The organism is Pseudomonas sp. AIG, assembly GCF_977020205.1.
The window spans coordinates 1-20728 of sequence record NZ_CDROCK010000047.1 but is presented as its reverse complement, the minus strand read 5'-3'; the positions used below and the strand labels follow the sequence as shown (position 1 = coordinate 20728).

Here is a 20728-nt window from a genome sequence, read left to right as displayed (position 1 = left end):
GAACAGCCGCTATGACAACCCCATCCCCGACCGTTTCCATGGCGGACAAAGTTGCCCTGATCGACAACCTCTGCGCCAAGGCGCGGATCCTGCCGGTGATCACCATCGCTCGCGAACAGGACGTGCTGCCACTGGCCGACGCCCTGGCCGCCGGTGGTCTGACCGCACTGGAAGTGACCCTGCGTTCGCAGTTCGGTCTCAAGGCCATTCAGATCCTGCGCGACCAGCGTCCGGAACTGATGACCGGCGCCGGCACCGTGCTCGATCGCAACATGCTTGCGGCGGCCGAAGCCGCCGGTTCGCAATTCATCGTCACTCCGGGTATTACCCGTGACCTGCTGGAAGCCAGCGTCGATAGCCCGATTCCACTGTTGCCGGGCATCAGCAACGCCTCCGGCATCATGGAAGGCTACGGTCTGGGCTATCGCCGCTTCAAACTGTTCCCGGCTGAAGTCAGCGGTGGCGTGGCAGCCATCAAGGCCCTCGGTGGCCCGTTCGGCGAAGTGAAATTCTGCCCGACTGGCGGCGTCGGTCCGGCCAATATCAAGAGCTACATGGCGCTGAAAAACGTCATGTGCGTGGGCGGTAGCTGGATGCTTGATCCGGAATGGATCAAGAACGGCGACTGGGCGCGCATTCAGGAATGCACCGCCGAGGCACTGGCGCTGCTGGATTGATTGTTACCAGACACTTCGTTGTGTGTTCTACGGCTTTACGGTGCGCTTGGTCGGTGCACCGTTTTTTTTTGCCTGAAAATTGCTATGGAGAAGCTATGTAGGAGCTGTCGAGTGAAACGAGGCTGCGATCTTTTGACGTTGCTCTTGAGCGCCAACATCAAAAGATCGCAGCCTTCGGCAGCTCCTACATCGACACCGTTACGACGCGATACATAGTTACCGCACAGCCGCGTTTGCGTGGCGCTAATCTGCGTTCATCTTACGGAAGAGAGAACGCCTCATGGACGACCATCAATCTGTCGCTTTATCAATCAACGCTCTGCGCCCGCGGCAGTTGCCCGTGGTTGGCAGTTTCGATTGGCACAACAGCAGGGGCAAGGTGCGCAACATCAGCGCCGGCATCGAAGGTTTGCCCCTTGTATTGCGGCTGACCCTGGTTGATGCCATGACCGGCGAGCCGGTCAGCGGCGCCGTGGTCCGCATCGAGCAGCACATTGGCACTGACACACTGTGCGGCAGTCAGTCGACCGACAGTAAAGGCATCGTTCGTTTCACCAGCCTTTACCCGGATCGGCAAACTGCCTTTTCGTGCATCGCTCTGAGCGTTGCCATCGCCAATGACGATCAACAGCCGCAGTTGTACCAGGAAGCCTGGGCGGGGCGCCTGCATTTGCCCTGTGCCTGCAATTGCACAGCCGTTGATAACGATGCCGTTCGGCTGGCGTTGCGCCCGATCACGGACGCTGGTCCGGAGGACGGCTACTTCGGCAACCTGACGATCGGCGTCGACACTTTTGCACTGTCATCGCAGATCGGCGTGGCGGGCTACGACAAATACCTGATCACAGTGTTTTAGCGCAGCTCGTTCAGCGCGCGGACCAGCAACTGCATGTCGCCAGCGGTGGTGGTCAGCCCCGGTGTAATGCGGATGCTCGGCCCGCTGGCCGCGCCATTGCGCACCACGGTGAATAGGTTGTAGTCGTTGAGCAGACGCTCGGCCATCGCCTGTTGATCATCGTGGCGGGTGAAACGCAGCGATGTGATGCCGCAATACAGCCGTGGATCATCTGGCGTCATTACCTCGATGCCCGGCAAGTGTCGCACCGCGCTGACCCACAGATTGCGCAGATAATTGACGCGAGCGCCTTTGGCCGGTGCACCGCCGAGTGAGCGATGCTCTTCGAACACCAGCGGCAAGGTCATCAGCGCCGGAATGTTGGGCGTGCTGTACGACGTGCGTGCCCGGATGTCATTGCCCGGGTAATGCATTTCGTCCATGTCCGGATCGATATCGGCCAAGCGTTGCGGCGCGATGTAGAGGAAACCGAGGGTGAGCGGTGCGCCGATCCATTTGTGCAGGTTATAGCCAGCGAAAGAAATGCCCAGCGCTTCAAGATCAAACTCGATCTGACCGAGCGCATGGGCGCCGTCGAGGATGACATCGACGCCATGCTCTTTGGCGAGCGCGGCGATGGCTTGCACGGGCATGACCAGACCGGTGCGGTGAGTGACGTGCGTCAGGGCCATCAGCTTGAGTTTCGGGTGACCGACGAACGCCTCGCGGTAAGTCTCCAGCAGGCTGTCGTAGCTCGCCGGGTGCGCGTGGGCAATCTCGATCACCTCGGCGCCGCGATGTCTGGCCAGCCAGCGCATGGCGCCTTTGACCGTATCGTATTCCAGATCACTGATCAGCACTTGATCGCCTGGCTGCAGGCGATTGTAGTTGCGGATCAGTGATTGCAAGCCTTCGGTGGCATTGCGAGTGAACGCCACGCTCTGCGCCCGCACGCCGATCAGCTCGGCCAGTTGCGCACGGATATCGAGGTTGTCGTGCTGTTCGAAACGCTGGCGCACATACACCGAGTTGCTGGTGTTGATCAGCTCGATATTGCGCTGGTACTCCTCGATCACCGTGCGCGACATGCGCCCGAAGTAACCGTTTTCCAGGTTCACGGGGCCGGGTTGAACGTCGTAACGGTCGGCGAACGTTTGCCAAAAGGCTTCGTCACGGGCGCGGCGGGTGTTATCGGGCATGGTCGGCTGACTCTAGAGAGGAGGGCGCTTCAATGGCGCGGGGCAGGTTTGCCGTGTTTGGCGCGCAGCGGTTCGAGCAATTCCGACAGGCCGTTATGGTCGATCTCCTGCATCAGCGCGAGCAAGCCACCGAGTTCGCCATGCGGGAAACCTTCGCGGGCAAACCAATTCAGGTATGGCCCCGGCAGGTCGGCAATGATCCGGCCCTTGTACTTGCCGAAAGGCATTTCGCGGGTGATCAGCAATTCGAGTTTTTCGGGATTCATCAGGGTTTTCGTCTGGCTTCAAAACAATCAGGAAAATACAGGCATTCTGCATGCAGGCCAAATGACAGATCATGCAAATAACCGTGATACAGATAGTTCACTTATATTTAAGTTGTTGATAAATAAAAGTTTTTACTTAATAAAAAAGCTGGCACGCACACTGCAATATCCCTTGCATCTTCCACCGATCGCAAGGAATTGAAAAATGACCGACATGAATAAAGAAGCCATCTCTGTACTCAATGACCTGATTGAAACCAGCAAGGACGGTCAGGAAGGGTTCAAGACTTGCGCTGAAGACATCAAGCATCCAGAACTGAAAACCCTGTTTGTCACTCGCTCTGCCGATTGCGCCACTGCTGCCGCTGAACTGCAGGCCGAAGTTCGCAAGTTGGGCGGCGATCCTGAAACCTCGACCAGCGTCAGCGGTGATCTGCACCGTCGTTGGGTCGACGTCAAAGCCATGTTCACCGGCAAAGACGAAGAAGCTGTGCTGAATGAAGCCGAGCGTGGTGAAGACCATGCCCTGAAGGCTTACAAAGAAGCTCTCGAGAAAATCAACAAGCACAACCTGGTGGGTATTCGTGATCTGGTTGAACGCCAGTACCACGGCGTACAACGTAATCACGATCAGGTGAAAGCGTTGCGTAATCAGGCTCGCGCTCGTTCGTAAGCGTTCGCCGGGTACAAAAAACGCCAGCTAGTCTGGCGTTTTTTTATGTCTGGGAGAGAGCCAAAGCAAGGGCCCCTCACCCTAGCCCTCTCCCGGAGGGAGAGGGGACTGACCGAGGTGGATGTTGGAGATACAACGACGTGAGCGATCTGGGGTGAACTCAGGTTCTGAAAAGCATCAAGATCGGCTCCCTTTCCCCCTCGCCCCCCTGGGGGAGAGGGCTGGGGTGAGGGGGAAAAACTGTACTTGACACACCACCAATCAATCAGCCAATGCTGATCGCCGGCAAAGTCGGCAACGTCACCGTCTGCTGCTTGCGCGGTGCGAGGATTTCAGCCTCACCATCCACCACCAGCTCATCACGCTGGTTGAACACACGCGTCGCAATACGCACGCGAAACTTCGGTAGCTTCTCGAGAATTTCCAGGCGCACGGTCAGCGTGTCACCGATCTTCACCGGCTTCTGAAAGCTCATCTGCTGACCGATATAAATAGTGCCGGGCCCAGGCAGCTCGCAGGCAACGGCGGCACTGATCAGCGCACCGCTGAACATACCGTGGGCGATACGCTCCTTGAACATGCTGGCGGCAGCGAACTCGGCGTCCAGGTGCACCGGGTTGTGGTCGCCCGACATCGCGGCGAACAGCTGTATGTCGCGCTCTTCGACGGTCTTGCTGTAGCTGGCGGTCTGGCCGACTTCGAGGGCTTCGTAAGGGATGTTGGTAACCTGGGTCATCGGTCTCGATTCCTGTGACGGATTCAGTGAATCCACAAAATATTATTCGCTGCGCTGAGGGCGCGGATGGCTCAGGGCCTGATCGATCCAGGCCAGCACATCCGCGATCACTTCGTCGCGGTTGGTTTCGTTGAACAATTCGTGCCGCGCCTGCGGGTAGATCTGCAGTTGCAGGTGCTGGCTGCCGGCCGTGCGCAACGCATTGGCCAGATCTGTCAGACGCTTGCCTTCACTCACCGGATCACATTCGCCGCCGATTACCAGCAGCGGCAGGCCCGGGTCGATCTGCGCGAGATTGGACGCTTTGCTGATCTGCTGCAAGCCGCCGAGCAGGTCGATCCAAAGTTGATTGGTGCAGCGAAAGCCACACAGCGGGTCGTTGGCGTACAGGTCAACCTCGGCCGGATCGCGGCTCAACCAGTCGAACGGTGTGCGTGCCGGTTTGAATTTGTTATTGAACGAGCCGAACGACAGCCATTCGATCAGCGCACTGCGGCCCTTGCCACCCTGACGCAGTTTTTCCAGACGGGCGATTTGCCGCGCAGCGCGATACAGCGCAACAGGCTGAAAGTTGGAACCACTGAGAATCGCCCCGTGCAGACTGGCGCTGTGATGCAGCAAATAACCTTGGGCGATGTAGCTGCCCATGCTGTGCCCCAGCAGGATGATCGGCACGCCGGGGTGCTGCTGGCCGAGGTGCTGATTGAGGCTGGCCAGATCGCCGAGCACTTTGCACCAGCCGTCGTCATCGGCGAAGTGGCCGAGTGTTCCGTGATTGGCGGTTTTGCCATGTCCGCGCAAATCCGGGGCGTACACGCCATATCCTTTGTCGCAAAACGTGTCGGCCAGTCGCGCGTAGCGGCCGCTGTGTTCGGCCATGCCGTGGGCCAACAGGATCACCGCTTTCAACGGCGCTGCCGGCAGCCATTGATTGACGAACAGGCGGCTGCGGTCACTCGCGTCCAGCCATAGGGTGTCGTGGATCATGGCGCTTCCTTTGCTCAGAGTCGGATCATTGTATAGCGCGTCTGATCAGCCCACGCCACGGCAGGAAGATTCACACGATCAATGACGGCTTTGTCCATATTTGCCTCAATGGCCATAACTGCTAGTGTCCGTGAAGCTCCGCTTTTTCAGAAATGACAGAAAGCGGCCCCGGATCGGCTCAGGTAAAGAGGACAAGAATAATGCAACCTGATTTCTGGAACGATAAACGCCCGGCCGGCGTACCGCTGGACATCGACATGGGTGAGTTCAAGTCGGTGATCGAGGTGTTCGAGCGTTCCTGCAAGAAGTTCGCGGATCGCCCGGCGTTCAGCAACATGGGCATCACCCTGACCTACGCCGAACTGGAGCGCCAGAGCGCTGCCTTCGCCGGTTACCTGCAAGCGCATACCGATCTGGTGCCGGGGGATCGCATCGCCGTGCAGATGCCCAACGTCCTGCATTATCCGATTGCCGTGTTCGGTGCACTGCGTGCCGGGCTCATCGTGGTCAACACCAACCCGCTCTATACCGCGCGGGAGATGCGCCATCAGTTCAAGGATTCCGGCGCACGAGCACTAGTGTATCTGAACATGTTCGGCCAGAAAGTCCAGGAAGTGCTGCCCGACACCGACATTCAATACCTGATCGAAGCGAAGATGGGCGACCTGATGCCCACCGCCAAGGGCTGGCTGGTCAACACCGTGGTCAGCAAAGTGAAGAAAATGGTCCCGGCGTATTCGTTGCCGCAGGCGATCTCCTTCAAGAGCGCACTGCGCATGGGTCGCGGCCTGGGCATCAAGCCACTGAAAGTCAGCCTCGACGATATCGCCGTGCTGCAATACACCGGCGGCACCACCGGGCTGGCGAAGGGCGCGATGCTCACCCACGGCAATCTGGTGGCGAACATGCAGCAAGTGCGCGCCTGTCTCGCCCAGCTCGGCCCTGACGGCCAGCCGCTGCTGCGCGAAGGCCAGGAAGTGATGATCGCGCCGCTGCCGCTCTATCACATCTATGCCTTCACCGCGAACTGCATGTGCATGATGGTTTCCGGCAACCACAACGTGCTGATCACCAACCCGCGCGATATTGCCGGTTTCATCAAGGAGCTGAAGAACTGGCGCTTCTCGGCGCTGCTGGGCTTGAACACCTTGTTTGTGGCGTTGATGGATCACGCGGATTTCAAGACCCTCGATTTCTCCAGCCTGAAGCTCACCAACTCTGGTGGCACCGCGCTGGTCAAGGCCACCGCCGAGCGTTGGGAGCAGATGACCGGGTGCCGCATCACTGAAGGTTACGGCCTCACCGAAACCTCACCGGTGGCCTGCACTAACCCGTACGGCGATCAATCGCGGCTGGGCACGGTTGGCTTGCCGGTGCCGGGCACGTTGCTGAAAGTCATCAATGACGATGGCGTCGAGCTGGCTATGGGCGAACGCGGCGAGCTGTGCATCAAAGGCCCGCAGATCATGAAGGGCTACTGGCACAAACCTGAGGCCACGGCCGAAGTGCTGGATGCCGAGGGCTGGTTCAAATCCGGCGATATTGCGGTGATCGATCCGGACGGTTTCGTGCGCATCGTCGATCGCAAGAAGGACATGATCATCGTCTCCGGTTTCAACGTTTATCCGAATGAAATCGAAGACGTGGTGATGGCTCACCCGAAAGTGGCCAACTGCGCGGTCATTGGCGTGCCGGACGAGCGTTCGGGCGAGGCGGTGAAGCTGTTCGTGGTGGCGCGGGAAACCGGGGTCAGCCTCGAAGAGCTCAAGGCCTACTGCAAAGAGAATTTCACTGCGTATAAGGTGCCGAAACACATCGTATTGCGTGAGTCATTGCCGATGACGCCTGTCGGGAAAATTCTGCGGCGTGAGTTGCGCGATATCGCGTAAAAATCAACGGCTGCGCTGCGCGCATTCGCGAGCAGGCTCGCTCCCACAGGGAAAGATGTGATCCTTGTGGGAGCGAGCCTGCTCGCGAATTTTTTTGGCCTATGTCCCCGAAAACAGGGGCTTTCAAGGTGTTATAGGATTTTTGCTCTAAAATGACTGCTAGATAGTCTTGAGTCATCATAGTGACTGTAGGGGCCGCTTTTGGCTCTAGTCGACCCTTGGCAAAGCTGCTACTCTCGGCGCGCTTTGTGACTTCTCGGCCTATGTAAAAGCCAGATTCACCAATACCAAACACACACCAATAATAATCGCATCAAATGCGGTGAAGAATTCGCGTTGCTGAGGAGTGGGCTTCCATGATCGAAGACTTTTGGAAGGATAAATACCCGGCTGGAATTGCTGCCGACATCAATCCGGACGAGTATCCGAACATTCAGGCAGTGTTGAAGCAATCCTGCCAACGCTTCGCCAACAAACCGGCTTTCAGCAACCTGGGCAAGACAATCACCTACGGTGAATTGTACGAATTGTCCGGTGCGTTTGCCGCGTATCTGCAACAGCATACCGATTTGCAGCCCGGCGATCGAATCGCCGTGCAACTGCCCAACGTTCTGCAGTACCCGGTGGCCGTCTTTGGTGCGATTCGCGCCGGGCTGATCGTGGTCAACACCAACCCGCTGTACACCGCGCGGGAAATGGAACACCAATTCAACGACTCCGGCGCCAAAGCTCTTGTTTGCCTGGCGAACATGGCGCACCTGGCCGAAGCCGTGGTGCCGAAAACCGGCGTCAAACACGTGATCGTCACTGAAGTCGCCGATCTGTTGCCGCCGATCAAGCGTCTGCTGATCAACAGCGTCATCAAGTACGTGAAGAAGATGGTGCCGGCCTATCATCTGCCGAAAGCCGTCAAGTTCAACGACGTGTTGAGCAAGGGCCAGGGCCAGCCTGTGGCCGAAGCCAATCCGCACAGCGGCGACGTGGCGGTGCTGCAATACACCGGCGGCACCACCGGCGTGGCCAAAGGCGCGATGCTGACCCATCGCAATCTCGTCGCCAACATGCTGCAGTGCAAAGCGCTGATGGGTTCCAACCTCAATGAAGGTTGCGAGATCCTGATCACGCCGCTGCCGCTGTACCACATCTATGCGTTCACCTTTCATTGCATGGCGATGATGCTGATCGGCAACCACAACATCCTGATCAGCAACCCGCGCGACCTGCCGGCGATGGTCAAGGAACTGTCGAAGTGGAAGTTCAGCGGTTTCGTCGGCTTGAACACGCTGTTCGTGGCGCTGTGCAACAACGAAGGTTTCCGCAAGCTGGATTTCTCGGCGCTGAAAGTCACCTTGTCCGGCGGCATGGCCCTGCAACTGGCCGCTGCCGAGCGCTGGAAAGCGGTCACCGGTTGCGCTATCTGCGAAGGTTACGGCATGACCGAAACCAGCCCGGTGGCCACGGTCAACCCGATCCAGAACATCCAGATCGGCACCATCGGTATTCCGGTGCCATCGACCCTGTGCAAAGTCATCGACGATGCCGGTGTCGAGCAGCCGCTGGGTGAAATCGGCGAGCTGTGCGTCAAGGGCCCGCAGGTGATGAAGGGCTACTGGCAGCGTCAGGAAGCCACCGATGAAATGCTCGACAGCGAAGGCTGGCTGAAAACTGGCGATATCGCGCTGATCCAGCCGGACGGTTACATGCGCATCGTTGATCGCAAGAAAGACATGATCCTGGTCTCCGGTTTCAACGTTTATCCGAACGAACTGGAAGACGTGCTGGCGACCCTGCCCGGCGTGTTGCAGTGCGCGGCCATCGGCGTGCCGGACGAGAAGTCGGGTGAGGCGATCAAGATTTTCATCGTCGCCAAACCGGGCGTCACGCTGACCAAGGAAACGGTGATGGAGCACATGCGCGCCAACGTCACCGGCTACAAGGTGCCGCGTTCGGTGGAGTTCCGCGATGCGCTGCCGACCACCAACGTCGGCAAGATCCTGCGTCGCGAGCTGCGGGATGAAGAGCTGAAGAAGATCAAGGCCAAGTCCGCCGCCTAAAACAAGAAGCCCCGCAGATGCGGGGCTTTTTGTTGGTGAGGGGATCGTTCCCACGCTCTGCGTGGGAATGCCGCCCCGGACGCTCCGCGTCCAGCACTGCTGGGACGCAGAGCGTCCCTGGATGCATTCCCACGCGGAGCGTGGGAACGATCAGTGTGGGAGCGGGCTTGTTCGCGAAGCTTTTCTGTTATTGACGAAACGGCGCAAAATTCACGTTAGTCCCCGCCGGACGCATGTCCTGCAGATACGAATCCTTGTCCGCACTTAATTCCAGGCTCAACGCCGCTTTACGCTTGCCCTCGTTACGAATCACCAGCCCTTCAAGCTTTTCACGCAAAAACACCGTTGGCACTTTCAGGTGCAGCAACTCGTCGGTGGCCGGTGTGTGCATCAGCAGGTGAATCCACTCGTACTGACCGATGGCCAGACGCGACACTGGCAGGTCGAACCACCAGATGTTGCGGTTACGGTTCAGTTCGGCGAAGTGGCAGTTGTTGGTGCCGAGCACGGCACCGCCCAGTTCCTTATTGCGTCGGGCGATGGCCTGCGTTTTATCGAGTTTCATAACATTCCTGCGGGATCGGTTCATTGGCGCACAGCGCCCATATGTTGCGCATTCTCGGGGCTACGCACACAAACATAAAGCCCAACCTGCACGCCACGACGAAATGAACCCCCGAAAATAAATGAAACTTGGCGCAAACCCGGCCAGTCAATCATTACGTACTGACTTTTCCCCCTTAATGCACCAAGGAGAAACACCATGAGTAGCACAGGCGATAAAGTAAAAGGCATGGCCAACGAAGCGGTCGGCAACGTCAAGCAAGGCGTCGGCAAAGCCACCGACAACACCAAGCTGCAAGCCGAAGGCAAAGTTCAAGAGAAAAAAGGCGAGGCCCAGCAAGCGGTCGGCAAAGCCAAAGACGCTATCAAGAAAGGCGTCGACAAGGCGTAATTCAGCCTTGAACGAAAGACACGAACGGCCATCCAAGGATGGCCGTTTTTGTGTCGAAATCCTGCTGACACCGAGCAAGGTTCGCCAAACAGGCTACCTTGATGTAAAAAACGGCCCCTGAGTCGCCACGACTTCAACCTGTATTGCGGCGAAAGGAGACGCGAATGATTTTCCCGGACATGAAAGGTCTGCCCCTGCATCGGGTAATGGTGCGCACGGTCACTGAATTCGTCGACGACGAGATGTCGACCTACGCCTCGGCACTGGCCTACCAGATGCTGTTCTCGCTGTTCCCGTTCATTCTGTTTCTGATTGCCCTGATCGGTTTCCTGCACCTGCCGGACTTCTTCTCCTGGCTGCGCCTGCAATCGGAACTGGTCCTGCCGCCACAGGCGCTGGAGCAGGTCAACCCGGTGATTGACCAACTGCAGCAGTCCAAGGGTGGGCTGCTTTCCGTCGGTATTGTTATTGCCCTGTACACCGCCTCCGCTGGTGTGCGCTTGATGATGAGTGCGATGAACGCCGCGTACGACGTGGTCGAAGGCCGGCCGGTCTGGAAGCGTTTCCCGCTGTCGATTGTTTACACCGTGGGCATTGCCGGCATGCTGCTGGTGGCTGCCGCGCTGATGGTGCTCGGGCCGCAGGTCATGGGCTGGATTGCCGCGCAGGTGGGGCTGGAAGACTTCATCGTCACGGTGTGGACCATCGCGCGCTGGCCGGTGATCGTGATTCTGATGATGGTCGCGGTGGCTCTGATCTACTACGTCATGCCCGACGTCAAACAGGAATTCCGCTTCATCACACCCGGTTCGGTATTGGCCGTGGTGGTGTGGATCATCGCCTCGTTGGGCTTCGCGTTTTACGTAAAAACCTTCGCCAACTACAACGCGATGTATGGCAGCATCGGGGCGATCATCGTGCTGTTGCTGTACTTCTACATTTCCGCGGCGGTGCTGTTGCTCGGCGCCGAAATGAACGCGGTGATCGAACACATGTCCAGCGAGGGCAAGGATGCGGGTGAGAAAGTCCCCGGCGAACTCGATGAACATCCCAAACAACACGTCTCGGGCCTGGGGCGCGATCATTCGCTCAAGCCGGACACTGACGAAGTCTGATCATGATTCGTGAAATTCTGAAAATGGGCGACGAGCGCCTGCTGCGCATCGCCCCGCCCGTGCCGGCCGAAATGTTCGACAGCCCCGAGCTGTGGCAACTGATCGACGACATGTTCCAGACCATGGAAAGCGTCGGCGGCGTCGGCCTGGCGGCGCCGCAGATCGGTGTCGATCTGCAACTGGTGATCTTTGGTTTCGAACACAGCGAACGTTACCCTGACGCTGAAGCAGTGCCGCAGACGATCCTGATCAATCCGTTGATCACCCCGCTGAGTCCGCTGACGGAAGAGGGCTTTGAAGGCTGTCTGTCGGTCCCGGGTTTGCGCGGTGCGGTGGATCGTTATCAGCAGATTCGCTACGAAGGGTTTGATCCGAAAGGTGAACCGGTTGTGCGCATCGCTTCAGGTTTCCACGCACGCGTTGTGCAGCATGAATGCGATCACCTGATTGGCCGGTTGTACCCGTCGCGCATCACCGACTTCACTAAGTTCGGTTTTACTGAAGTGATGTTCCCGGATCTCGATCCCACCGCTGACGACTAACCAGAATCAAAAGATCGCAGCCTTCGGCAGCTCCTACAGGGATCGGTGTAGGAGCTGCCGAAGGCAGCGGTCTTTTGATCTTTAAACAAGTTCCATCGCAATCATCGGCTTGCTCCGCGCATACCGACTCAAGCGCTCTGCCATCGCTTGCGGCAGCGCCGGGTCGAACGTGAACCCGCGTCGCTCATAAAAACCACGCAAATCCGGATGACAGAACAGCCACACCGGCTCGCTCACATCCTGCACCGCCGCCGCAATCAACTGCGCGGCGAGCCCCTGATCCCGACAGCCCGGATCTACGAACAACCCGGTCAACCAATGCCCGCCCGCGACCGGCCGCAAGCACAGCGCGGCAACAATTTCTCCCCGCCGCGCGACCCACAGCTGCGCATCGCGAACCGCTTTCATCGAGGACTGGTGGCTGCGGTAAAACTTGTTCATCAACGGCCATAACGACTCGTCGAGCAGGCTGTATTGGGTGTCGGGCATGGGATCGGACTGTCGGCGCTGAAAGCGGCGATTATAAAAGAACGCGCGCAACAGGATAGGTGTATACCTGAGCCTACATCCCCTGTGAGTGGAGTACGCATCATGTCCAAAGGTATGGATTCAAAAAAAGCCGCGAAGAAAAAACCGGCCAAGACCGCGATTGAAAAACGCGCAGAGAAGAAAGCCAAAAAGGTCGACATCTTCGGTCACTGATCACGCCTTTCCGGAGCCCGGTTCTCGGGCTCCTGCCTGCACCTGAAAATAATCTGCAAGATTGCCCATGGTCGTTGCACAGAAGGGGAAGAATCCCGTTCCGAGCAATGCCATGTCCCATTACTTTGACGCCGCCCATCGACAGCAGATCAAAACCCTGCGCCAACGCTTCACTGCCCGCACCGAATGGCCGACCTGGCTGTTGCTGATCGGCGTCTACGGCGGCTGGTTCGCCATTGTGCTCAACAGTCCCTGGCTGGGTCGTGCCTTGAGCACGTTGCTGCTGATTCCGCTGCTGGTGTTGTGGCTGTCGGTGCAGCACGAGTTGCTGCACGGGCATCCGACACGCTGGGTGCGCTTCAACAAGATCCTTGGCTACGCGCCGTTTGCCGTGTGGTATCCGTACACGTTGTATCGCGACAGTCATTTGCTGCATCACCGCGATGAGGATCTGACCGTGCCCGGCATCGATCCGGAAAGCCGTTATTTGACCCGCGCGGGCTGGCAGGGCAGTTCGCTGTTTGAACGCAGCTTGCACTGGTTGAACAAAACCGTGCTCGGACGCTTCTTGATAGGCGCGCCGCTGGCGTTGCTGGCGCTGGCCAAAGAAGAGTTGCTGCGGCTGAAGAATGGTCAGCGCCAGGCCTGGCTGATGTGGCTGACGCATGGTGCGCTTACATTGTTGATGCTGTGGTTTGTTGCCCGTTTCAGCGTGCTGCCGGTCTGGCATTACCTGCTGCTGATCAGCGTGCCGGCGCTGTCGATCGCAATGATCCGCTCCTACTACGAACATCGCCCGCATACGCAACCGGAACAGCGCACGGTGTTGAACGAAGCGGGTTGGCCATGGCGCTGGTTGTTCCTGAATCTGAATTTTCATCTGGTGCATCACGACTTGCCGAAGCTCTCGTGGTACGACTTGCCGACGGTTTACCGGATGCATCGCGAGCAATGGATCGCGCGCAGTGGCGGATTTCTCGTTCAGGGGTATGGCGAATTCTGGCGACGCCATGGCTTGAAGCCAATCGACAGTCCCGAGCATCCTTACCTCTAACCCAAGAACACCACAAACCCCTGTAGGAGTGAGCCTGCTCGCGATAGCGGTGTGTCAGGCAGCGAAGTTGTCACTGATGCACCGCTATCGCGAGCAGGCTCACTCCTACATTGGCTATTTGTAACTCGGGAAAAATGTGTATGACCCAACACCACACCGAACTCCTGATGTACGTCGCCCCCGAGCCGATCCGCGTGGCCAATGAGCGCTGGATTGCGCGCATTCTCGAACGCTTGGGGCGGTCGCGGCTTGATGCGAAAAAGCTTTCTTTACCCGAGCTCTGGCTATCCCCCGATCTACTGCTCACACAAACCTGCGGCTATCCGCTGATGACTGCATTGCGCGGGCAAGTGCGCATCGTCGGCCGGCCCCGTTACGAACTCCCCGACGCCAGCGCCGGCAATCATTGCAGCCTGATCCTCGGCCGCGCTGACGACCCACGTAAAACGCTGACGGAGTTGCGCGACAGTCGCGGGGTGATCAACAGTGAGGACTCCAACAGTGGCATGAACCTGCTGCGTCAGCGCTTGGCGCCACTGAATCAGGACGGTCAATTCTTTGCCTCGGTCGGCATCAGCGGCGGCCATCGCGAGAGCCTGCGTTGGCTGCGCGAAAACTGCGCCGATCTGGCCGCCATCGACAGCGTCACCTACGCCTATCTGGCGCAATATGCGCCGGAAGAAGTCCGTGCCTTGCGGGTGGTCGCGCGCAGTGCCCTGAGCCCGACCCTGCCGTTCATTACCGTCGGTAGCGCTACGGATGAGCAGATCGAGCAGCTCCGACAGGTAATGAATGAAACCTTGCGCGAACTCCCTGATGTCGTGGAGACCTTGGGATTGCCTGAGGTGCTTGCGGCTAGCGAGAGCGATTATCAGATCCTCCTCGACTATCAGCGTGAGGCTGAAGAATTTGGCTATGGCCGCTTGCGCTAAAAGATCGCGGCCTTCGGCAGCTCCAGGGGATCGGTGTAGGAGCTGCCGAAGGCTGCGATCTTTTGTTTTTATATTTCAAAATAGAATATAAAAATGAAATTTAAGTATTTTTAACGAATAAGGCGCCTTGCTACGATCGCGCCACCGGAACACCGGACATTCAGCGACCCCTAACCCAGGAGCCCCTATGTCCGGCGCCGAGCTTTGCCATCGCCACACCGTGGAAGGTCTGTTCCGCGCCCACTACCGCTGGCTCTGTGCTTACCTGCGTGGCCATTTGCATGACACTGCCAGCAGCGAAGACATCGCCGCCGAAACCTTCGCCCAACTGCTCGAAGCCCCGGCGCTGAGGGCCATTCGCGAACCCCGAGCCTTGTTGACGACTATCGCCCAACGCTTGCTGTATCAGCGCTGGCGACGCAGTGATCTGGAGCGTCGCCATCGCCAGCAGCTTGATGTCGATTACGCCGCCTCGCCTGAAGACCTCGTCCACCTGTCGCAAACCCTCAACCGCCTCGATCACAGCTTGCAGCGTCTGCCCGGCAAGGTCCGCACGACGTTTCTGCTCGCTCGCATCGACGGCCTGACCTACCCGCAAATCGCCGCCGAACTGGGCATCTCCCAGCGTTCGGTCAGCGTCTACATGAGCCGTTCCCAAGCGCTGTGCGATCGCCACAGTGCCAACCAATTCCTGGAAGACAAGAGGTCTGCATGAGATCGATCAAAACCCTGCTCGGCACGTCGCTGCTGGCCCTGAGCCTGAGCGTTGGCGTTGTCTCGGCGGCGGAGAAAACCGCGCCGATCCACTTCGGTGACATCACTTGGGAAAGCGGCAGTTTCATCACCGAAGTGCTGCGCCTGATCGTTGAGAAAGGCTACGGCTACCCGACCGATACACTGCCGGGCAGCACGGTCAGCCTCGAAGCGGCGCTGGCGAAAAACGATATTCAGGTGATCGGCGAAGAATGGGCCGGGCGCAGTCCGGCCTGGGTCAAGGCCGCTGCCGAGGGCAAGGTGTTTGGCCTCGGCGACACGGTCAAAGGCGCGACCGAAGGCTGGTGGGTGCCGGAATATGTGATCAAGGGCGACCCGGAGCGCGGCATCAAAGCGTTGGCGCCGGAGTTGAAATCGGTGGCGGACCTGCCGCGCTACAAAGACGTGTTCCGCGACCCGGAAGACCCGTCTCGCGGGCGTTTCCTCAACAGCCCGACTGGCTGGACCTCGGAAATCGTCAACAGCCAGAAGCTCAAGGCTTATGCGTTGAATGACAGCTTCGTCAACTTCCGCACCGGTTCCGGCGCGGCGCTGGATGCCGAGGTGGCGTCGTCGATCAAACGCGGTAAACCGGTGCTGTTCTACTACTGGTCACCGACGCCGCTGCTGGGGCGATTCAAACTGGTCAAACTGGATGAGCCACCGTTCGATGCCGAGGCCTGGAAGACCCTGGCCGATGCCAACAACCCCAATCCCAAAGGCACCCGGTCGATGCCGGCGAGCCTGGCGATTGGCGTGTCGGCGCCGTTCAAGGCGCAGTATCCGGAGCTGGTGACGTTCTTTGAAAAGGTCGATTTGCCGATTGATCTGTTGAACCAGACCCTGGCCGGGATGAGCGAAAAACGTTTGCAGCCGAGAGTGGTGGCTGAGGCGTTTTTGCGTGATCAGCCGCAGGTCTGGAAGCCTTGGGTGCCTGCTGAGGTGGCGACCAAAGTGACTGGAAGTCTGTAAGTCGTTTCTGTTGTTTTTGCAGTGCTTCTTATGTCGCCTTCGCGAGCAGGCTCGCTCCCACATTAGAATGCGTTTCTCCTATGGGAGCTAACTTGCTCGCGAAAACGTCCGCCCCGCCAACAATTCTCCCCGCGCTGAACCGTTTCTTGTGCAAAAAGTGCCAGATACTGGCCGACTAGTGGCCTTGCGCAAGGCTTGCCGCTGGCTATGCTTCCTGTAACTAACTATGTCGACACGTCATGTCAAAACAGGCTGGTTGTACAGCGTTAGTCCGTGAATTCATGCTGCCAGAGTGCGCAAGCCAAGGCACCGACACTGAACCAACAAGGAGCGTCGCTTACATGGAAGTTCTTCAACGCGTTAGGGCTGGCCCGCGTGCGGGCTATCAAGAGAAGGATGTCTTGATTAGAGCGTCGCTGCATGGACGCTCCGATTGATCATCATTTATCACCTGACAACTTCCTCCCGTGGAGGAATGCGTGTGCCTGTTCTGTGGAACGTAGTGGTGGATCTTGAAAGAACTGAACTTTCATCAAATCAAAAGTCCGCGCGGAAGGTGATACAACCATGTTCAACCTACATCACAAGGCTGACCTGCAGGAAATCGAGCGATTCAGCTGTGCCCTGACCGAAGCCAACGCCAAGTTGGCCGCCATCAGCCGTTCAATGGCAATGATCGAGTTCAGCCCTGACGGCATCGTTCTGGATGCCAATGAAAACTTCTGCAAGACCATGGGCTACAGCGCCGATGAAGTACGCGGCAAACACCATCGGATTTTTTGTGAAGAGGTGTTTTACCGCAGTGAGGAATACGCAAAGTTGTGGCGCGACCTGGCCCGCGGTGAGCCGATCAGCGGCACTTTTCTGCGCTTGAACAAGGCTGGCAAGGAAGTCTGGCTCGAAGCCAGTTACATGCCCGTGTATGGCCCGGACAAGCAAGTCAGAAGTGTGATCAAAGTGGCCGCCGACATCACCGCTCGGGTGAACAAAGAACACGAAGAAGAAAGCATGTTGGCAGCGATCAGTCGCTCCATGGCAGTAATCGAGTTCACGCCCGAAGGCAATGTCATCACCGCCAACGACAACTTTCTGCAAACCATGCAGTACTCGCTCAACGAAATCGTTGGCCATCACCACAGCCTGTTCTGCCATCGTGCCGAAGCCGAGTCTGCGCAGTACAAGGCATTCTGGGCCTCACTCAATCGCGGCGAATATCACTCGCACCGTTTCGAACGCAAGAATAAATCCGGGCAGATGGTTTATCTCGAAGCGTCTTACAACCCGTTATTCGATGCCAAAGGCCGGCTGTACAAAGTGGTCAAGTTCGCCAGCGACATTACCCATCAAATGACCACGTTGCAGAACGCTGCCGAATCGGCCCACAGCACCTCGGTACAAAACGACGCCTGCGCGCAAAAAGGTTCACAAGTCGTGCAGCAAACGGTGCAGATCATTCAGGACATTTCCCGCGACCTCAACGAAGCCGCAGCGAGTATCGATGCGGTGAGCAAGCAGTCGGACATCATCGGCACCATCGTCCAGACCATTCGTGGCATTGCCGATCAGACCAACCTGCTGGCGCTCAACGCTGCGATTGAAGCGGCGCGGGCCGGGGAGCACGGGCGCGGATTTGCGGTGGTGGCGGATGAGGTGCGCAGCCTCGCGGCAAGGACGAGTCAGGCGACCCTGGAAATTGTCGATGTGGTACGCAAGAACCACGACCTGTCACTGAGCGCGGTGTCGAGCATGCAGTCGAGTTTGAGTCGCACCGGGCTCGGGGTTGAGCTGGCGAACGAGGCAGGGGAGGTGATTCTGGAAATTCAGCAGGGATCGCGGCATGTAGTGGATGCGATCAGCCAGTTCAACGAAACCCTGCAACTGAACTGAAAACGCAGCCAAACCTGTAGGAGTGAGCCTGCTCGCGATAGCGGTATATCAGTGACATCTTCGGTGACTGACTAGCCGCAATCGCGAGCAGGCTCACTCCTACAAGGGATTTTCATTTAGACCCGAGATCACAGCGCAGCGAGAAACTTGTCCGCCTGCTTGTCGCTGTCCTTCACATCGTTGTCTTTCTCAGCCTGCGCCAACTTCATCTTGTCCTGCAAGCGCTCGGCGATCTCCTTGCCGACGGCCAGTTGTTTCTCCGGCGGCATGGCTTTGATGTCGTCTTCGGTCAGCCCCATCGACTGCAGGATACTGTCGCGCAGACGCTGTTCCGGCGTCTTGCTCATGTAGTCCTTGAATTCATCGGTGGCGGATGTTGCCGAGGCCGTGGTGGCATCGGTGGCTTGCAGGTTCACGCGGGTCTTGGCGAACGCTTCGTCGACGTTGTCGCTGATGCGCGTGGCTTCGCTGACTTGCTGGGTGGCGATCTGCGTGGCCGAGTCCTGCACCTTGGCGGTGGCTTCAGCGGTTTGCGCCTGGGTCTGGTTTTGCAGGGTTTGCAGCATGGCGCCGTGCAGACCACCCTGCAGACCGGCGGCGGCCGTGGTGGTGGCATCGTCATTCAGCGCTTTGGGCAGGTGAATGATTGGCTGTTGTTTGGCACTGACCAACATGATGATTGGACCTGTAGGTAATTGCAGACTGTTGTAGTGGAGCAATTACCGTGCCTGTCAGGTGAACCCTTTGATTTCAACGGGGTGGCCAGCGACAGAAATCTTCCAGCGGTCATCCCTTGCCGAAAAGCGGCAGAGGATGACCGTTGCTCCCTCAGCGATGGGCAATGTTCTCCAGGGCCAGATTGCGTGTGCGCGGGCCGAACCAGCCGATGGTCAGCATCACGATGAGCATACTGCTGACGATGAATGCCAACACACCCGGCGTGCCGAAATTATCCAGGAACATCCCGATCAACAAACTGCTGAACACCGTCGACAAGCGACTGAACGAATAGCAGAAACCCACCGCCCGCGCGCGGATGTTGGTCGGGAACAGTTCGCTCTGGTACGAGTGATAACTGAAGCTCAGCCAGGCGTTGCAGAACGTGATCATCACCCCGCAGAAGATCAGCCCGAAGGCGCTGGTCTGCAGGGCGAACAAGGTGCCGAAGGTCATCGCGCCGAGGGCTGAACCGACGATCTGCCATTTGTTCTCGAAACGGTTGGCGAATTTCACGAACAGCAGCGGCCCGAGCGGGTAGGCGAGGGTGATGATGAACGCGTACATCAAACTGTGGGTGACGCTGACACCCTGACCGGACAGCAGCGCCGGCAGCCAGTTGCCGAAGCCGAAGAAACCGATCGCCTGAAAGATGTGGAAGACGATCAACATCAGCGCGCGACGACGATACGGCGGCTGCCAGATGTCGGCGAAGCGGCCCTTGCCCTCGACGTCGACCGCTACGGTTTCCGGCGTATCCAAGGGTTTGCCGTGATCCTTTTCGCACCGTGCTTCGATGCCATCGAGAATCCGCTTGGCCTCATCAAAGCGACCATGCTGCGCGAGCCAGCGCGGCGACTCTGGCAGACGCTTGCGCAGCCACCAGATAAACAGCGCAAACACCGCGCTGGCCAACACCACCCAACGCCAGCCGGACACCCCGAACGGCGCTTGCGGCACCAGCCACCATGACATCAGCGCCACCGCCGGCACCGACAGGAACTGCACGAAAAACGCGAAGGCAAACGCCGAGCTGCGCATGCGTTTGGGCACCAGTTCCGAGAGGTAGGCGTCGATGGTCACCAACTCTATGCCCAAGCCGATGCCGACCAGAAAGCGCATGCAAATGATGCCCAGCGCCGAACTCTGAATGCCCATCAACACCGTCGCCACCGTGTACCAGACCAGGGCGAAAGTGAAGATTGCGCGGCGGCCAAAGCGATCGGCCAACGGGCTGAGCAGGCTGGCACCGAGGAACAGACCGAGGAATGTCGCCGAAGCAAACGCCGCTTGATCGGAGAAACCGAACACACCCTGATTGCCGGTGGCAAAGATGCCGTCGCGAATCAGCCCGGGGCTGATGTAGGCGGTCTGGAACAGGTCGTAGAGTTCGAAGAAGCCACCGATCGACAGCAGCGCCACCAAGCGCCAAATCGTCGCGACCGCCGGAAGGCGATCGATGCGGGCGGATACGTGGGCGGCGCGGATCGGGTCGATGCCGTCGCTTTGCGCGGCGGCGGGGGCGTGTGCAGTCATGGGCTGATCCATTTTTTATTGATGGAAAAGCTTAGCCTGCTATCGGAGTTCACGGGTTGTGAATATCGGCGGTTTATCCGGGTAAACCGCTGATTTCTCGCAATATCTGCTTACGAATTAACGATTTATGCCGCAGCCGCCGAATCTGGTAGCGCAGAGGCTGGCAAGCCGAAGATCCGGTCGAACAACCAATTGAAGGCAAACGTGTAGCACGGAATGAAAATGATCAACGCCAGATCCAGCAGAA

General features: G+C 58.3%; 22 protein-coding genes and 1 pseudogene. 14 read left to right on the top strand and 9 right to left on the bottom strand.

Annotated elements, in window-relative coordinates; translation table 11 throughout:
- The first annotated feature begins 11 nt into the window (after window positions 1-11).
- Window positions 12-677, top strand: coding sequence for a bifunctional 4-hydroxy-2-oxoglutarate aldolase/2-dehydro-3-deoxy-phosphogluconate aldolase (locus ACWR1S_RS23360; protein WP_454565165.1), 666 nt, complete (start codon window positions 12-14; stop codon window positions 675-677).
- 280 nt (window positions 678-957) lie between these two features.
- Window positions 958-1533, top strand: a complete 576-nt coding sequence (locus tag ACWR1S_RS23355; RefSeq protein ID WP_454565164.1) for a hypothetical protein — start codon at window positions 958-960, stop codon at window positions 1531-1533.
- On the opposite strand, the gene ACWR1S_RS23350 is transcribed toward ACWR1S_RS23355, so the two are convergent.
- Together ACWR1S_RS23350 and ACWR1S_RS23345 are read right to left on the bottom strand one after the other, a co-directional pair.
- Window positions 1530-2711, bottom strand: coding sequence for an aminotransferase class V-fold PLP-dependent enzyme (locus ACWR1S_RS23350; RefSeq protein ID WP_454565163.1), 1182 nt, complete (start codon window positions 2709-2711; stop codon window positions 1530-1532). The genes ACWR1S_RS23355 and ACWR1S_RS23350 overlap by 4 nt on opposite strands.
- Before the next feature lie 29 nt (window positions 2712-2740).
- Entirely contained in the window at window positions 2741-2977 is a 237-nt protein-coding gene (locus ACWR1S_RS23345; protein WP_003213031.1) for a DUF3820 family protein, read from the bottom strand.
- 205 nt (window positions 2978-3182) lie between these two features.
- Between ACWR1S_RS23345 and ACWR1S_RS23340 the strand changes: the two genes are divergently transcribed.
- Window positions 3183-3650, top strand: coding sequence for a ferritin-like domain-containing protein (locus ACWR1S_RS23340; protein WP_038369175.1), 468 nt, complete (start codon window positions 3183-3185; stop codon window positions 3648-3650).
- A gap of 265 nt (window positions 3651-3915) precedes the next feature.
- Here ACWR1S_RS23340 and ACWR1S_RS23335 read toward each other — a convergent pair whose 3' ends face one another.
- Together ACWR1S_RS23335 and ACWR1S_RS23330 are read right to left on the bottom strand one after the other, a co-directional pair.
- Window positions 3916-4386, bottom strand: coding sequence for a MaoC family dehydratase (locus ACWR1S_RS23335; RefSeq protein WP_003227420.1), 471 nt, complete (start codon window positions 4384-4386; stop codon window positions 3916-3918).
- Window positions 4387-4428: 42 nt separating this feature from the next.
- Window positions 4429-5373 carry an alpha/beta hydrolase gene (locus ACWR1S_RS23330; protein ID WP_454565162.1) on the bottom strand — a complete coding sequence of 315 codons (945 nt, stop codon included), beginning with the start codon at window positions 5371-5373 and terminating at the stop codon, window positions 4429-4431.
- A 200-nt stretch (window positions 5374-5573) separates the two neighbouring features.
- Between ACWR1S_RS23330 and fadD2 the strand changes: the two genes are divergently transcribed.
- Both fadD2 and fadD1 read left to right on the top strand, forming a co-directional pair.
- The gene (gene fadD2 / locus ACWR1S_RS23325) at window positions 5574-7262 is read left to right on the top strand and encodes a long-chain-fatty-acid--CoA ligase FadD2 (protein ID WP_454565161.1); all 1689 of its coding nucleotides are present in this window, start codon (window positions 5574-5576) and stop codon (window positions 7260-7262) included.
- 356 nt (window positions 7263-7618) lie between these two features.
- Window positions 7619-9316: a long-chain-fatty-acid--CoA ligase FadD1 gene (gene fadD1, locus ACWR1S_RS23320; protein WP_007917844.1), complete on the top strand. Its 1698-nt coding sequence runs from the start codon at window positions 7619-7621 to the stop codon at window positions 9314-9316.
- Between the two features lie 187 nt (window positions 9317-9503).
- On the opposite strand, the gene ACWR1S_RS23315 is transcribed toward fadD1, so the two are convergent.
- Complete coding sequence (locus ACWR1S_RS23315; RefSeq protein WP_007917843.1) at window positions 9504-9881, bottom strand: hypothetical protein; 378 nt, start codon at window positions 9879-9881, stop codon at window positions 9504-9506.
- Between the two features lie 198 nt (window positions 9882-10079).
- Between ACWR1S_RS23315 and ACWR1S_RS23310 the strand changes: the two genes are divergently transcribed.
- From ACWR1S_RS23310 to def, 3 genes are all read left to right on the top strand, one after another.
- A complete protein-coding gene (locus ACWR1S_RS23310; protein ID WP_003227408.1) occupies window positions 10080-10271 on the top strand; it encodes a CsbD family protein in 192 nt (63 codons plus the stop codon).
- A gap of 164 nt (window positions 10272-10435) precedes the next feature.
- Complete coding sequence (locus tag ACWR1S_RS23305) at window positions 10436-11386, top strand: YihY/virulence factor BrkB family protein (protein ID WP_077574243.1); 951 nt, start codon at window positions 10436-10438, stop codon at window positions 11384-11386.
- A 2-nt stretch (window positions 11387-11388) separates the two neighbouring features.
- Window positions 11389-11928, top strand: coding sequence for a peptide deformylase (def, locus tag ACWR1S_RS23300; protein WP_454565160.1), 540 nt, complete (start codon window positions 11389-11391; stop codon window positions 11926-11928).
- Between the two features lie 81 nt (window positions 11929-12009).
- On the opposite strand, the gene ACWR1S_RS23295 is transcribed toward def, so the two are convergent.
- On the bottom strand, window positions 12010-12417 hold the full coding sequence (locus ACWR1S_RS23295; RefSeq protein WP_454565159.1) for a GNAT family N-acetyltransferase: 408 nt from the start codon (window positions 12415-12417) through the stop codon (window positions 12010-12012).
- A 325-nt stretch (window positions 12418-12742) separates the two neighbouring features.
- Here ACWR1S_RS23295 and ACWR1S_RS23290 point away from each other — a divergent pair, with 325 nt between their 5' ends.
- The 6 genes and pseudogenes from ACWR1S_RS23290 (at window position 12743) to ACWR1S_RS23265 (ending at window position 18228) form a co-directional block, all read left to right on the top strand.
- A complete protein-coding gene (locus ACWR1S_RS23290) occupies window positions 12743-13684 on the top strand; it encodes a fatty acid desaturase (protein WP_454565158.1) in 942 nt (313 codons plus the stop codon).
- A gap of 140 nt (window positions 13685-13824) precedes the next feature.
- Window positions 13825-14616 (top strand): phosphate/phosphite/phosphonate ABC transporter substrate-binding protein, encoded by a 792-nt coding sequence (locus tag ACWR1S_RS23285; RefSeq protein ID WP_454565157.1) that lies wholly within the window; start codon window positions 13825-13827, stop codon window positions 14614-14616.
- Window positions 14617-14803: 187 nt separating this feature from the next.
- Window positions 14804-15331: a sigma-70 family RNA polymerase sigma factor gene (locus tag ACWR1S_RS23280; protein ID WP_454565156.1), complete on the top strand. Its 528-nt coding sequence runs from the start codon at window positions 14804-14806 to the stop codon at window positions 15329-15331.
- Complete coding sequence (locus ACWR1S_RS23275) at window positions 15328-16341, top strand: ABC transporter substrate-binding protein (RefSeq protein ID WP_454565155.1); 1014 nt, start codon at window positions 15328-15330, stop codon at window positions 16339-16341. The genes ACWR1S_RS23280 and ACWR1S_RS23275 overlap by 4 nt, the downstream gene beginning before the upstream one ends.
- A gap of 567 nt (window positions 16342-16908) precedes the next feature.
- Window positions 16909-17685: pseudogene (locus ACWR1S_RS23270) on the top strand (PAS domain-containing protein); the annotation flags it as partial.
- 3 nt (window positions 17686-17688) lie between these two features.
- Window positions 17689-18228 carry a methyl-accepting chemotaxis protein gene (locus tag ACWR1S_RS23265; RefSeq protein ID WP_224789345.1) on the top strand — a complete coding sequence of 180 codons (540 nt, stop codon included), beginning with the start codon at window positions 17689-17691 and terminating at the stop codon, window positions 18226-18228.
- Window positions 18229-18356: 128 nt separating this feature from the next.
- Here the strand turns inward: ACWR1S_RS23265 and ACWR1S_RS23260 are convergent, their stop codons facing one another.
- The 3 genes from ACWR1S_RS23260 to ACWR1S_RS23250 all read right to left on the bottom strand — a co-directional run.
- Window positions 18357-18902 carry a hypothetical protein gene (locus ACWR1S_RS23260; protein ID WP_454565154.1) on the bottom strand — a complete coding sequence of 182 codons (546 nt, stop codon included), beginning with the start codon at window positions 18900-18902 and terminating at the stop codon, window positions 18357-18359.
- A gap of 154 nt (window positions 18903-19056) precedes the next feature.
- Complete coding sequence (locus tag ACWR1S_RS23255; RefSeq protein WP_454565153.1) at window positions 19057-20481, bottom strand: MFS transporter; 1425 nt, start codon at window positions 20479-20481, stop codon at window positions 19057-19059.
- Window positions 20482-20606: 125 nt separating this feature from the next.
- Window positions 20607-20728, bottom strand: a 122-nt coding sequence (locus tag ACWR1S_RS23250; protein WP_454565182.1) for a chlorhexidine efflux transporter, incomplete at its 5' end; no start/stop codon positions are given.

What these genes read in the sequence shown, in the direction of transcription:
- ACWR1S_RS23360 (WP_454565165.1), top strand. Translation starts at nt 12, where the DNA reads ATGACAACCCCATCCCCGACCGTTTCCATGGCGGACAAAGTTGCCCTG.
- ACWR1S_RS23355 (WP_454565164.1), top strand. Translation starts at nt 958, where the DNA reads ATGGACGACCATCAATCTGTCGCTTTATCAATCAACGCTCTGCGCCCG.
- ACWR1S_RS23350 (WP_454565163.1), bottom strand. Translation starts at nt 2,711, where the DNA reads ATGCCCGATAACACCCGCCGCGCCCGTGACGAAGCCTTTTGGCAAACG.
- ACWR1S_RS23345 (WP_003213031.1), bottom strand. Translation starts at nt 2,977, where the DNA reads ATGAATCCCGAAAAACTCGAATTGCTGATCACCCGCGAAATGCCTTTC.
- ACWR1S_RS23340 (WP_038369175.1), top strand. Translation starts at nt 3,183, where the DNA reads ATGACCGACATGAATAAAGAAGCCATCTCTGTACTCAATGACCTGATT.
- ACWR1S_RS23335 (WP_003227420.1), bottom strand. Translation starts at nt 4,386, where the DNA reads ATGACCCAGGTTACCAACATCCCTTACGAAGCCCTCGAAGTCGGCCAG.
- ACWR1S_RS23330 (WP_454565162.1), bottom strand. Translation starts at nt 5,373, where the DNA reads ATGATCCACGACACCCTATGGCTGGACGCGAGTGACCGCAGCCGCCTG.
- fadD2 (WP_454565161.1), top strand. Translation starts at nt 5,574, where the DNA reads ATGCAACCTGATTTCTGGAACGATAAACGCCCGGCCGGCGTACCGCTG.
- fadD1 (WP_007917844.1), top strand. Translation starts at nt 7,619, where the DNA reads ATGATCGAAGACTTTTGGAAGGATAAATACCCGGCTGGAATTGCTGCC.
- ACWR1S_RS23315 (WP_007917843.1), bottom strand. Translation starts at nt 9,881, where the DNA reads ATGAAACTCGATAAAACGCAGGCCATCGCCCGACGCAATAAGGAACTG.
- ACWR1S_RS23310 (WP_003227408.1), top strand. Translation starts at nt 10,080, where the DNA reads ATGAGTAGCACAGGCGATAAAGTAAAAGGCATGGCCAACGAAGCGGTC.
- ACWR1S_RS23305 (WP_077574243.1), top strand. Translation starts at nt 10,436, where the DNA reads ATGATTTTCCCGGACATGAAAGGTCTGCCCCTGCATCGGGTAATGGTG.
- def (WP_454565160.1), top strand. Translation starts at nt 11,389, where the DNA reads ATGATTCGTGAAATTCTGAAAATGGGCGACGAGCGCCTGCTGCGCATC.
- ACWR1S_RS23295 (WP_454565159.1), bottom strand. Translation starts at nt 12,417, where the DNA reads ATGCCCGACACCCAATACAGCCTGCTCGACGAGTCGTTATGGCCGTTG.
- ACWR1S_RS23290 (WP_454565158.1), top strand. Translation starts at nt 12,743, where the DNA reads ATGTCCCATTACTTTGACGCCGCCCATCGACAGCAGATCAAAACCCTG.
- ACWR1S_RS23285 (WP_454565157.1), top strand. Translation starts at nt 13,825, where the DNA reads ATGACCCAACACCACACCGAACTCCTGATGTACGTCGCCCCCGAGCCG.
- ACWR1S_RS23280 (WP_454565156.1), top strand. Translation starts at nt 14,804, where the DNA reads ATGTCCGGCGCCGAGCTTTGCCATCGCCACACCGTGGAAGGTCTGTTC.
- ACWR1S_RS23275 (WP_454565155.1), top strand. Translation starts at nt 15,328, where the DNA reads ATGAGATCGATCAAAACCCTGCTCGGCACGTCGCTGCTGGCCCTGAGC.
- ACWR1S_RS23265 (WP_224789345.1), top strand. Translation starts at nt 17,689, where the DNA reads ATGACCACGTTGCAGAACGCTGCCGAATCGGCCCACAGCACCTCGGTA.
- ACWR1S_RS23260 (WP_454565154.1), bottom strand. Translation starts at nt 18,902, where the DNA reads ATGTTGGTCAGTGCCAAACAACAGCCAATCATTCACCTGCCCAAAGCG.
- ACWR1S_RS23255 (WP_454565153.1), bottom strand. Translation starts at nt 20,481, where the DNA reads ATGACTGCACACGCCCCCGCCGCCGCGCAAAGCGACGGCATCGACCCG.